12 protein-coding genes are annotated in these 12,173 nt (G+C 54.1%); 8 read left to right on the top strand and 4 right to left on the bottom strand.

The window, feature by feature from the left end; genetic code table 11:
• The first annotated feature begins 11 nt into the window (after positions 1-11).
• From BOC67_RS02040 to BOC67_RS02030, 3 genes are read left to right on the top strand one after another with little or no spacing between them, the layout of a single operon-like run.
• Positions 12-1,541 (top strand): RagB/SusD family nutrient uptake outer membrane protein, encoded by a 1,530-nt coding sequence (locus BOC67_RS02040; protein ID WP_291906695.1) that lies wholly within the window; start codon positions 12-14, stop codon positions 1,539-1,541.
• Positions 1,542-1,575: 34 nt separating this feature from the next.
• Positions 1,576-3,000, top strand: coding sequence for an aryl-sulfate sulfotransferase (locus BOC67_RS02035; protein ID WP_291906694.1), 1,425 nt, complete (start codon positions 1,576-1,578; stop codon positions 2,998-3,000).
• Between the two features lie 26 nt (positions 3,001-3,026).
• The gene (locus BOC67_RS02030) at positions 3,027-4,022 is read left to right on the top strand and encodes a c-type cytochrome (RefSeq protein WP_291906693.1); all 996 of its coding nucleotides are present in this window, start codon (positions 3,027-3,029) and stop codon (positions 4,020-4,022) included.
• Positions 4,023-4,081: 59 nt separating this feature from the next.
• On the opposite strand, the gene BOC67_RS02025 is transcribed toward BOC67_RS02030, so the two are convergent.
• Positions 4,082-7,117, bottom strand: a complete 3,036-nt coding sequence (locus tag BOC67_RS02025) for a lantibiotic dehydratase (RefSeq protein ID WP_291906692.1) — start codon at positions 7,115-7,117, stop codon at positions 4,082-4,084.
• Positions 7,118-7,389: 272 nt separating this feature from the next.
• On the opposite strand from BOC67_RS02025, the gene BOC67_RS02020 reads away from it, so the two are divergent.
• The 5 genes from BOC67_RS02020 to BOC67_RS02000 all read left to right on the top strand — a co-directional run bounded on the left by BOC67_RS02020 (position 7,390) and on the right by BOC67_RS02000 (position 10,084).
• On the top strand, positions 7,390-7,548 hold the full coding sequence (locus BOC67_RS02020) for a hypothetical protein (RefSeq protein ID WP_291906691.1): 159 nt from the start codon (positions 7,390-7,392) through the stop codon (positions 7,546-7,548).
• A gap of 31 nt (positions 7,549-7,579) precedes the next feature.
• A complete protein-coding gene (locus tag BOC67_RS02015) occupies positions 7,580-7,744 on the top strand; it encodes a hypothetical protein (RefSeq protein ID WP_291906690.1) in 165 nt (54 codons plus the stop codon).
• A 28-nt stretch (positions 7,745-7,772) separates the two neighbouring features.
• Positions 7,773-7,964, top strand: coding sequence for a hypothetical protein (locus tag BOC67_RS02010; RefSeq protein WP_291906688.1), 192 nt, complete (start codon positions 7,773-7,775; stop codon positions 7,962-7,964).
• Between the two features lie 150 nt (positions 7,965-8,114).
• The gene (locus BOC67_RS02005) at positions 8,115-9,329 is read left to right on the top strand and encodes a lanthionine synthetase C family protein (RefSeq protein WP_291906687.1); all 1,215 of its coding nucleotides are present in this window, start codon (positions 8,115-8,117) and stop codon (positions 9,327-9,329) included.
• 131 nt (positions 9,330-9,460) lie between these two features.
• Complete coding sequence (locus tag BOC67_RS02000; protein WP_291906686.1) at positions 9,461-10,084, top strand: response regulator transcription factor; 624 nt, start codon at positions 9,461-9,463, stop codon at positions 10,082-10,084.
• Here BOC67_RS02000 and BOC67_RS01995 read toward each other — a convergent pair.
• The 3 genes from BOC67_RS01995 to BOC67_RS01985 are packed head-to-tail and all read right to left on the bottom strand — an operon-like array spanning position 10,050 to position 12,171.
• Positions 10,050-10,634, bottom strand: coding sequence for a DinB family protein (locus BOC67_RS01995; protein ID WP_291906684.1), 585 nt, complete (start codon positions 10,632-10,634; stop codon positions 10,050-10,052). The two genes, BOC67_RS02000 and BOC67_RS01995, sit on opposite strands and share 35 nt — an antisense overlap.
• 55 nt (positions 10,635-10,689) lie before the next feature.
• The gene (locus BOC67_RS01990; RefSeq protein ID WP_291906682.1) at positions 10,690-11,223 is read right to left on the bottom strand and encodes a Crp/Fnr family transcriptional regulator; all 534 of its coding nucleotides are present in this window, start codon (positions 11,221-11,223) and stop codon (positions 10,690-10,692) included.
• 36 nt (positions 11,224-11,259) lie between these two features.
• Positions 11,260-12,171 carry a helix-turn-helix transcriptional regulator gene (locus tag BOC67_RS01985; protein ID WP_291906680.1) on the bottom strand — a complete coding sequence of 304 codons (912 nt, stop codon included), beginning with the start codon at positions 12,169-12,171 and terminating at the stop codon, positions 11,260-11,262.
• Between the last annotated feature and the right edge of the window lie 2 nt (positions 12,172-12,173).

Here is a 12,173-nt window from a genome sequence, read left to right as displayed (position 1 = left end):
TCTTTAGAGAAATGAAATTCAGATATATCGCATTGGCTGCATTGATGCTGGGGGCCGCATCCTGCAGCAAACTGCAGGACCCGAAAGTCTACAGCTTTCTTACAGGCAGCAATGCTTTTTTGACCCTGAGCGATGCCAAAGCCGCCGTGAACGGGGTGTACTCCCGCTTGAAGCAGCCGAGCGGCCGCTCCGATGCCTGGATGTATTACGCCGGTTTCCAGGTAACTATTTCCGACCTCACGACCGACATCGGGCATGCCAGCTCCGGCGGAGATGTGGGCCTGATGTCCGAATGCCAGTGGGCGCCGGCCAATACCTACCTGGCCTTTGCCTGGCAGCACCAGTACAAGCTGGTAACGGATGCCAACATCGCGATCTATAACATCTCGCGGATGACCAACCTCACGGAAGCGCAAAAGACACAGTTCCTCGCAGAGCTGCGCTTCCTCCGCGCGCTGGGCTATGTGGACCTCACGGATGCCTTTGGCCCCGTGATCCTGGTGACTGATTCCACCGTGGCGCAAAACCAGGACAATCCCACTTACTTTGACCAGCTGCCGCCTTCGCCGGTGGAGCAGGTGAACCAGCTGATCGTGAAAGACCTGGAATTTGCTGCGGCCAACCTGCCCGTGAATTACGTGGGCAACGCCGTGTACAGCACGAATGATATAGGCCGCGCTACCAAAGGCGCCGCACTCTCCCTGCTGACGAAGCTCTATATGCGCGAACACCAGTGGGAGAAAGCGCTGCCGCTGACCCAGCAGGTAATGGGCCTGGGCTATGACCTCTACCCTTCCTATGCCGGCCTCTTTGCGGAAAAGAATAAGTGGAACCAAGAAAGCATCTTTTCCGCCCTGGCGGACCCGCTGACGGATGCCGTGGAAATACTCAACCACTTCGGCCCACTGAACCACCCGACGGTAACGGACCGCTGGCAGTATTTTGCCGTGACCTGGTACTTCTGGAATACCTTCAACGCTGCCGATGAACGCAAGCAGCTGTTTTATTACGACTACCAGGGATCGGACGGACTGCATTACAAACAGGCGCCTCCGGGAGCTACCAACCCGCCTGCGGGAGAGTATTACATGCCGGACGTGGCGACCAAGAAGTTCGCCGATCCGAACGGGTCCACTACCTATTACGACGGGCACGTGTTTCCCATCCTGCGTTATGCGGACATCCTGCTGAGCCGCGCGGAAATCATCAACGAAATCTCCGGGCCTACCCAGGAAGCGGTGGACCTGATCAACCGCGTAAAAGCCCGCGCCAAAGCGCCTCTCCTGGGAGCGGCCGGCACGTTTACCCGCGAAACCCTGCGGGATGCTATTTTGCAGGAACGCGGCTGGGAGTTCTTCTTCGAGTGCAAACGCCGGCAGGACCTGATCCGCATGGGTAAATATGAAACCGTGGTGAATACTTACCTGAAAGCGGCCAAGCTCACGCCTACCATCCAGATGCCGAGGGATAAGTACTTCTCTTACCCGCAGGCGCAAACGGATATCAATAAAAAACTCAGCAACGGTGACAGACGCCAGTAAAAACAGTATTTTTCCCGGAACATCCACTTTGCCGATGATAAAATGGAATCACATATGCAACAGGCTGCCGCTGATCTTAGCGGCAGCCCTGTTGTTGCTGGCACTACCGTCCTGCAGTACCTACAGCACCGATGTACAGGAGATCATGGTGTTGCCCGTAGATGCGAACGCGTTAAAGGCCGCTATCAAAATTACCTGCCGCGCGGAGCGGGACGCAGCGGTGGAATACTGGCCGCAGGGGCATCCCACGGAAACTACTACCACGCCACTCTCCACCGGCAAAACGGTGCACCGGGTGGTGCTGACTAACCTGCACGCAGCTACGAAATATGAATACAGGATCCTTACCGGCCATGGCAGCCGCCTGAAGGCCGGTAAGGTTTATGAATTTACCACCAACGATATGCCCGTTTGGATGAAGGATATTTTTCGTATAGTCTGCCCCGATAGCAGCGCGCTGCCGGCTAATTTTGCGAAAGGCTACGTCCTGCTTACCCAGCGGGAGGACCCCGGGTATGTATGCTTGGTCAACGCGCGCGGCAACATCGTATGGTACCACGCCGTACACAATGCCGGCTATAAGGTAGCGCGGTTTACAAACAACAATACAGTGCTGGGCCTGCTGGGTGGCGCCGGCTATGAAACCAGCTACGGGGATCAGATCCTGGAAGTATCGCTCACGGGCGATACGCTCCTGTACCTTAAAAAAGGGATGGGGGATTTTCAGCAAACCATCCACCACGAAATCCTGGAAGACAAAGGGCATCTCCTCACCCTCTGCGTGGAGGAGCGGGTGATGGACCTAAGCAGCATCGGCGGCAAAAAAGCGGATACCATCAAAGGGGACGGCATCCTCGTGCTGGACAGGAAAGGCCGCAAGGTCTGGAAATGGACCGTGTTTGACGAGCTGAATCCCCTGCAGGAAAAAAATATCCTGCAAGAAAAGGCGGACTGGATGCATGCCAATTGTGTTGCGATCGATAAAGACGGGAATTACCTGGTATCTTTTTACAACAACGGGCAGATCTGGAAAATAGACAGCAAAACCGGCAAACGCTTATGGACGCTGGGAAAGAACGGTACCTTCCCGCTTCCGGACAGCGCATATTTTGACCAGGCGCACGGGATACATTTCGATCAGCGGGATTATTTAACCTTTTTCGATAACGGCGTCAGTAAGAAAACATCCCGCACGCTCACCTTTGCCATTGACGGGCAGCAGGCGAAGCTGGTCAACAACACGGTATTACCGCCGGAATTTTACAATGAGCGGATGGGCAGCAGCTACCAGCTGACGGACAGCACGTTGCTGACCTGCGCCACTAAACGCAACTCCGTGCTGCTGACCAACCTGGAAGGGCGTTTCCTGTGGTTGCTGAAAACGGGGATGTCGTCCTACAGGGCCAGCTTTATTCCTGCGGAAAGGGTACAACCATTTATCCACCAGCCCGGCTATTAATCATGCCGGCCACTAAACCAGTACAGATGAAAAGACTTTTTATTGTGATAGGAGCGCTTGGTTTGGGAGTAGCCGCAGCTACTACTTCCTGCGGCTCCAAAGTAGAAGGCAAGGCAAGCAATGCCGCGCCGGAAGCGCCGAAGGAGATCACCGTCACCATCGATCTGAAAAATATTCCCAACGATAAGTTCGGAGAGCTCGTGCAATACGGCCGGGAGCTCATGATGAACACGGCCAGATACATAGGCCCCAAAGGCAGTGCAGGGCATTATACCGGCAACCTGATGAGCTGTACCAACTGCCACCAGGATGGCGGCACAAAACCGTTTTCCTTTAACCTGCTGGCTTCGCACGATAACTATCCGCAGTACCGCGCCCGGGAAGGGAAGGTACTCACCCTGGCAGAAAGGGTGAACAACTGCGTAACGCGCCCGCATAACGGCAAGCCGTTGCCGCTGGACAGTAAAGAGATGGTGGCCTTCCTCGCGTACCTGAAGTGGATCAATTCCTATGCGCCGAAGGGGCAGCCTTTTAAGGGGCAGCACAACCGCAAGCTGGACCTGCCGGATGTGGCGGCCAATCCCATCCATGGCGCAGAATTATTTGTGCAGCACTGCGAGCGTTGCCATGGGAAGGACGGCGCCGGGCAGCTCAACCCGGAAGGCACTGCCTACACGTATCCGCCGCTGTGGGGGCCTGCCTCCTACCAGCCGGGGTCGAGTATGCACCGCGTGGTAAAGCAGGCGGAATGGCTGAAAAACAATATGCCTTACGATAAAACGGAGCAAGGGCCTTTCCTCTCCGATGCCGATGCACTGGACATTGCGGCATTTGTCAATAACGACGCGCTGCATGCCCGCCCTAACCCGAAGAGCTTCGATTACCCGCATATCAATGAAAAAGCCATCGATTATGACCTCGGGCCATTTGCGGATACCTTCCCCGCCAGCCAGCACAAATACGGGCCGTTTAAGCCTATTATCAGCTACTGGCAGGCAAAGGGCTGGAAGTATTCCTTGTAAGCCATCCATCTTATTCCGTGGGGCAGTGCGCAGGCGCTGCCCTTTTTTTGAATAAGCGGTTAAACTGTCACTGTTTTTTTCGCGCGGGCCAGCAGCGAGGTATAGTACCTGTCCAGGAAATGATAGATCACCAGTTCATGTTTGCGTTGGGCGGCCAGCAGCAGGCGGTTCAGGAACATGTGGATGTAGCTGGAGAGCAGGCTGAATTTATCCGTAATAGGCTGCGCGGCCAAACTACCGGCAATGGCTATACGCCGTTCTTCCAATAGTTGCAGTACTTCCTCCGGCAGCTGCCCGGAGAGCATGGCCGTCAGCTCCGGCGCGGCCTGGCGGTATTTGTCATTGAGTTGTTGTTGCAGGGCTTTGTTACCGTTAAACTCTTTGAAGAAGTGTTGTTGCAGCTGGCGCATCAGCGCGGCTTTTTCCGCCAGCGTACATCCGAATGCATCCAGCAGCTGGTCCGTGCCGGCTACGCCAATTTTCCAGCGGTACTCCTCCCCGCTTTCGTCATCCAGCAGCTGGATGAGTTGCAGCACAAACCGGCTGTCGTGATGGAACACGGCTTCGCTGAAGGCCATGGTATCATTGCCATAGCGCTCAATTTCCCGCACATAGGTATCGGTTTGTATTTTGCTGATGAGGTTTTTATTGACGGAGTTGTCCGCTATTTCGTATAGCCGTTGCAGTACGGTCTGCCAGAAGCGGGGGTCGTCCGCATTCCGGAAGCGCACGCGCAGGTGATGTTCCGGGTCCGTATAGCGGATGAAGAACCATTGTTGTATCACGCCTTCCTCCTGGAGGGTGGTTACCACGGGGGCGATCACTTCCTTGAGCATATCTTCCGCGGTGCGGGTGCCGCAGTAGAGTTTCACGTAAAGCCATTCGCTGCCGGTGTGGAAGCTGCGCTGAATGTTGACCGCCGGCGTTTGCACAGGCGGGAGGTCCAGTTTGGCGGCTTTGTTGAACAGGGGCAGTACCAGCTCGTTCGCATGGCGGCCATGGGGGCCTTGTACCCAGCATTGATCCGGCGTTTGCAGGTGTTCCTGCAGGATGATTTGTTCGGAGCGGTCCATGATTTTGCCGAGGAGGGCCACGGCGGCGGGGCTGTCGAGGTCTATCACCAGGTCATTGTCCCCTTCCGTTACTACAACGTATTGCGGCAGGTTCCACTTTTGCCGGAAGGCGGCGATATGTTCTGTATAACGGTCGCGGTTATACGTATTTTCCGATTTGCGCCAAATCCAGGTGCGTTTATGCAGGATGAAGTTGCCGTAGCGCACGCGGGGCAGGAAGGTGAAATCGTTGCCCACAAGCCATTGCCAGGAGTAGCCCGGTTCATAGTCCTGGAATTGCAGTTCGCAGAGGAATTTATAAACGGGCAGGCCGTTGCGGTAATTATGGGCGGTACTCATGCGGGGGACGACCCATTTATTGTGCCGGATGGAGCGGAGGCGCACTTTCCCCTGCCGCACGCTGACCATCAGGTCCGACACGGGGATTTGGTGCGCGGCGGCTTCGCTGGCGGCGAGGTACACAATTTCGTAGGGGCGTAACCGTGGGCGCATTAAAATATTGCCGGTGCGGGATTCGGGCAGGTGCACCACTTCCGCAAAAATGACGTCGTTGTTAAGTGCTTCTTCTTTTTTTAGGGAAAGATTTACCTGCTCGCTGAGCAGTGCATCGCCATGGCAGAAACGGCCCAGCAGGTTGGCTGCCGAGGGGCCGTTGCATCCGTGAAGCTCAAAACCATAGTTACCTTCGTCTATCGAGGCGGCATCCGTTGCGAGTAGCTTACCCATGAGGTAAGCGCTGGCAGGTAGTACCGGCGGGCGATCCGGCTGCAGGGCCTGCAGGTCTGCCTTCGTGAGTATGATTTCATCCGTGTTTTCGCGGAGGCGCCGGAGTTGCAGCGTCAGTAATTTATCCGCTGTGATGCTGGCCCTGCCTGGCGCGGCGGGGAGTTGCAGCTCTTCCAGCAGGGGGGTATGATCCCCGCCGGTATGGGCGCCGTAGCCGATGCCGGCTTCCGTGTCGAGCGCGAGGCTGAGGGGCACTTCCTGCTCTTCGTAGCGGGCGGAGAATGCGCTGATGAACTGTTCCAGGTCAGGACTGATGCCGCTGCGGGCCAGCACTGCGAGGTCCGCCGCCTGGGTGGCCAGTTCGTTCAATACTTTTTCGGAGAGCTGGTTAGCGGTGGTATGCAGGTAGAGGTCCGTTTGCAGAAGGTCCTTACTGCTGGTATCGGGGAGCAGTTGTTTTACGATGGCGTTGACTTCCGTGTAAGCGGCCATGCCGGGGGTTTGCAGCAGGTCAGCAATCCGCTGCAGGCTGGCGGCAACCGGCGCGGCTTCCGGCATTTGCCGGATACGTTCCAGCAGGATATGGAAAAATTCCGTGCCTGTAACGGTAGGTTCCAGTTCACTTACGAGCAGTTGGTTGGCGAGGAGTTCCTGCACAAATTCATCCGCATCGTACCAGGTGATTTCATTTTCTTCGCTGATCAGGCATTGCCGGATTTGTTCCAGCGTGGCGCCGTTTGCGGCGGTAGCCAGGAGTTGCCGCAGGTAATCTGTATTATCCACTGCGGTGAGGTAGTAGTTGCGGACCTTATTGCGCAGGGTATAGGCTGCATAGCGAAAACGGCTGCCGGACAGATAGATGGAGTTATTCGGGTAATACAGGAGCTTTTCCCGTATAGGCGGGGCCGTAGTGATGGCTTTTGCCAACTCCGCCACGTAGTTCATGTCGAGACGGCAATATTTACGATGCAGTAGATCTTCTCCCAAAACCACCCGACTTTTGTTATTACTGCTACCGGTGGTAACGCCTGCAAACAGCCCGTAGGGCGTGCAGCGGGTACTCATGCGCAGCAGGTAGCGGTAGAGGGAGAAAACCAGTTTCTCCTCCTCTTTAGGGGGCAGTGGCTGGCCATTGAGCCATCGCTGCATTTCCTGGTATAAATCCGTGGAAGCGATATATATGGCCTCCTGTAAACGCGCGTCGGCAAATATTTCCCGGATGGCGGCAGGCAGGCTGTCTACAGTGGTATGCTGCAAACGTTGGAGGGTACTCACCGGCAGCATAGGCGTTCTCAAAGCAAAGTAATTCTCAGCGCAAATCATGGTTATTATCGTGTAGCCAATGAATTTAAATGGAATTGCGATGGCAGCCTATCCCGTAAAAACGGGATATTTCATGTTTCAACATCTACCTAAAAATCACGCTTTTACGGGATTACGTTTTTTGCAGTTTGTTCCTACTTTTAGGATATGCCTGTAAGAGAATAGAAAACCTGTAATGAAAAAATAAATCCTCAAAATAAATCTCCTTTCAGCTATAATTTTTTTTAACAACACAAAAATTGGTTATGAGAAAAACATCCGAAAAAAAGCTCGCACTGGGCAAAATCAAAGTTTCAAGCCTGAACGCAACTTCCAGAGAAAGAGATGCTAAAGCGCCAACCTACACCGGTTGCAGCCTGTTTGCAAAATGTACGCCTCCAAGTACGAAAGCATCCTGCATCTAATTTTCTTTGAGAAAAAACTAAATCCTGTTTCATGAAAAAGACATCAGAAAAGAAATTACACCTCGGCAAAATCAAAGTGGCAGAACTGGGAAAGAAGGCGGACGGCAATGCGCCTGCGATCTATTCCATTTCTATCAAGATCTCCTGTCTGAGCCAAGGCGCTCCTGTATGCAGTGTAGACTCATGCAGGTTCTGATTCCTGTAATGACATCAAATCCTTGATTATGAAAAAATCATCATCACAGAAAAAATTACACCTGGGTAAAGTGAAGGTGGCCGCTCTTGGCGGCGCCGTGCAGGCGGCAGCCAATGCGGCTACTGCCAATACCTGCAGCGTGCTTTGCACCTGGCGCATCTGCGCTGACAACACCAGTCAGGGCGCGCCTATCTGCAGTATTGATTCCTGCAGGTTCTAAACCGCCGGCCGCAGTCCTTCAGGGGCTGTATGACCGTATCACATTTACCCCGCATACACCATTGTGTGCAACCGTTTGTATTCACAGGAACAACTGGCAAAACATGCAGTACATGCATGTTTTGCCTTTTTGACGTAATGAACTTCCTATATGCCCGACAGACAAGCAGCCATCAACATACTCGAACAGATCAGCAGGGAACTCAGTACTTTTGCCGCCACGGGCGAATATCCCGGACTGCTGGGCGGTTACACCGGCAGCGCCTTATTCTTCGCTTATTACTACCAGCTCACCGGGGAGGAAAGCCACCTCGACACGGCCTATACTGTTATCCAGCGCAGCCTGGATGCAGTGGCTACCACCAGCATCAACGGCTCTCATTGCAGCGGCCTTTCCGGCATCGCGTGGACGCTGCTGCACCTGGCCCAGATGGGCCTCATTGAAGAAGATGACCTCAACGAAACTTTTGCGGAAACAGACGTGCAGCTGGCGCAGTGGATGGACCTGGAAACCGCCCTGCATAAATTCGATTTCCTGCACCAGGGCCTCGGCGTAGCGCTCTATTTTCTGAACCGGCTCCCCTCTCCTGTGGCCCGGCAGCAGCTGGAAAAACTGGTGATGGAGCTGGACAGCCAGGCGTTTAAACTGCGGCAGGGTATTGCCTGGAAAGACCTCTTCAGCTCCCTCAGCCTGGAAAACGAAGAGCGGCCTTTGTTTAACCTCGGGCTGGCCCACGGCAACCCCGCCATCATCTCCATACTAGCACGGATATACGAAAAAAACATTGCCCGGGAAATCATCCGCCCTATGGTGCAGCAGGCCGTGAACTGGCTGATCAGCACCCGCAAAACCAGCCAGGTAGCGGGCATCAGCCTGTTCCCCGTATTGGTGGACGCGCAGCATGCCACCGCCGGCAATGTGCATAGCAGGCTGGGCTGGTGTTACGGAGACCTGGGGATTGCCTCCGCCCTTTGGGACGCCGGCAGCCGCATGGGCGTACCCGCCTGGAAGGAATATGCCTTCGAAATTTTCACGCATATTGCCACGCACCGCGATGCGAAAAACGGTTCCGTGCAGGATGCATGCCTCTGCCATGGCAGCGCCGGCATTGCCGTGATGCTGCAGCAGGCCGGCATCAATGCCAACGACAGCAAGCTGCTGGAAAACGCGCAGCACTGGTGGCGGACCGCCCTTACTCAAAATAACTTCCCGGACGGACCGGCAGGATATAAATTCTATCATCACCCCGAATACGTGAACAGTCATAATATGCTGGAAGGCATCTGCGGCATCGGGTTGTCGCTCATCACTTTCGTAGCCCCGGAGATCAGGCCTGCATGGGCAGAATCATTGCTGATGGTGTGATTTTTTTAAAATTATCTTGCTACGATTTTTTTAGCTATCTTAGAGAACTACGAAATGAAAACTATATTCGAATAACCCGTCATGGCTATGCCACTAAACTGCAAGCCCAAGTACAGCAAATAAGAAAAACCATGGCCCGACTTTTTTTTGTGGACGATCATCCATTGATCCTGGAAGGACTGAGAGCATTATTACACCTTGAACAAGATATTGAAATAACCGGGGAAGCAAGAACCGGCGCGGCATGCCTTCACCAGCTCGCGCTTTGCCCGGCGGACCTTGTGCTGCTGGATACGGCCCTGCCGGATGTGAACTCTGCAGAGCTTTGCGCCACTATCCGCCAGCTGTACCCACATACGAGCATCCTGGCGCTGAGTTATAGCCGCAGTGACGGCAACATTGCCCGCATGCTGGACAATGGCGCCAGCGGCTGCCTCATCAAAAATGCCGACAAGGAAGAACTGATGGCCGCCATACACACGATCCTGGCCGGTCATACCTTCCTCTCCCCTGCGCTGGAAGCGGACATCCGCGCGCTGCGCAATCACCTGCACATCACCAAAAGGGAAAAGGAAGTGCTGACCCTCATTGCGGACGGGCATACCAATCATGAGATTGCGGAAAAGCTGTTTATCAGCGCCGATACGGTGGATAGCCACCGGCGCAACCTCATGGGAAAATTAAATGCCCGCAATACCGCCATGCTGATAAAGTGCGCGTTTACAAACCGGCTGCTGACGGATGTGGCGAGCTGACAGCTTCCTTCGCAATGATTTTTTCCGCCTGCTTTACATGCCGGAGATTATGATAGACGACTACCCGCAACGTATCGCCCAGCCTTAATTTGAGCAGGGGCGTTATGCTGATGGCGGTGCGTACTTTTTGCAGGTTGGCCGTACGGCAGCGTGCAAGGATATCCACCAGTTGCTGTTGCTGCCGCAAAAAGTTATTCAGCGTGGCAGGACCCAGCGGCGCATGGATGGGGTTCATTACCTTCAGCGTTTTCATCTTGTTGGGCCGGGCTTTTGGGAGCATCATCCCGGCGAAGTAGTTCCCTATCCTCCCGCTCTTAAACAGCAGGGCAGGCGCATGCCGCGATGCCAGCAACCGTTTGTTGATTTCCGGGATATAAAAATTACCGTAGCGGTTCAGGTGTTCCAGGCATTCGAGGACGGTCCACCCGCCATCGGCAGGCCGGGCCTGCAACAGCGCCGGCGGGTAGTTGCGCGCCTGCTGCGCGAAGGCGATATTTTGCTGCGTTATCTGTTCCAGTTCAGCGAGGAGTTGTTCAACAGGGATTGTCATAAATTTCATTTTTTACAAATCTCCCGGTTAAACGGTTAGCGCATCTTGATTGAGATCAAGATTTTTTGAGGCGGGAAAGCGTTTCCGGCGTCATGCGCAGGTAGTTGGCAATATACTTGTGCGGAATTTCCTGGAAGAGCTGCGGGCTGCGCTGCAGTACCCGCTCGTAGCGCTCTGCCGGGGCGTTGAAGAGGAGATCTTTTTCCCGCTCTACCTGTTGCAGCACGAGGTCCTCCAGGATGGTAGCCCATAGTTGGAGGTGTTGCTCACTGCTACGGATAAACGCCATAAATTTTTCCTTCGGGATGATGCTGACGGTGGATTTACGAATGGCCTGCATATAAAACTCCGAGGGCTTTTCGGACAGGAAGCTGTCCAGCGAAACGATGATGTTACCCTTATAGCCAAAGCGGATAATCCTTTCCTCTTCCCCATCCACGATAAAAATCCGGACGCTGCCTTCTTCTACCAGGTAGATATTGGTATCCGTAGTACCGGCATGTTTCAGGTATTCCTGGCGGCCTACGGTGATGGTACGGTCGAACAGGTGTTGGTTGCGGAAGATTTGCAGGATCTCTCTGGCGTTCATACAGGCGTTATCGTTAGTCATCCCCCGTTGCAACCGTCAGTTGAACGACTGCCGGAATTCCACCGGGGATACAGCTGTTTTGGCTTTGAACAATTTACTGAAAGTTTGCGGATAGTCAAACCCCAGTTCATAGGCAATTTCGCTGACGGACATATCCGTGGTGCTGAGTTTTTCCTTCGCTACCTCTATGACCTTATCTTGTATATGTTGCAGGGTACTTTTACCGGTGATGCTTTTGAGCACGCCGCTGAGGTAGTTGGGGGATACGTGCAGGGCGGCGGATATTTCCCTGACGGAGGGCAGGCCTTTGGCGGCGTTACCGGTATGCCGGAACCAGTTGTTCAGCAGCTCTTCCAGGCGGGTGAGCAGCTGGTGGCCGCTGACCTTGCGGGTGATGAACTGGCGCTCGTAAAAACGTTCGGCGTAGGTGAGCAGTACTTCCAGCTGCGCGACAATAATATCCTGGCTGAAGCGGTCGATATTGTTATGGTATTCCTGCGCCATGTTTTCGATAATGCCGAGGATGGTGGTTTCTTCTTTTTCGGACAGGAAGAGGGCTTCGTTCACGGCGTAATCAAAGAATTCGTAGTGTTTGATTTTAGTGGCCAGTGGCGTGTTCCAGAGGAAGTCGGGATGAATGTAAAGCATCCATCCCGACTGCTGCATATCCGCTTGTTTGGCGCCTATGCTGAAAACTTGTCCAGGCGCCATAAAGGCCATGATACCTTCGTCAAAATCATATTCCTGCTGTCCGTATTTCATATTGCCGCCAAAATTCCGTTTGAGTGCGATGAGGTAAAAATCCAGGACGATGTTCTGCGTGTCCTGGTAATCGCCCGGGGGCATTTCAGCTACATTGACCATACTAAACAGCGGGTGCGCGGGTTTAGGAATGTTCCTGAACTCGTGGAAAGCGCTGATGGTTTTAAATCGTTGTACGGAGGCCATGG

The organism is Chitinophaga sp. CB10 (genome assembly GCA_001870995.2).
GTDB lineage: Bacteria > Bacteroidota > Bacteroidia > Chitinophagales > Chitinophagaceae > Chitinophaga.
The sequence above is the reverse complement of the archived record's forward strand: the minus strand, read 5'-3'. Positions and strand labels throughout refer to the sequence as shown.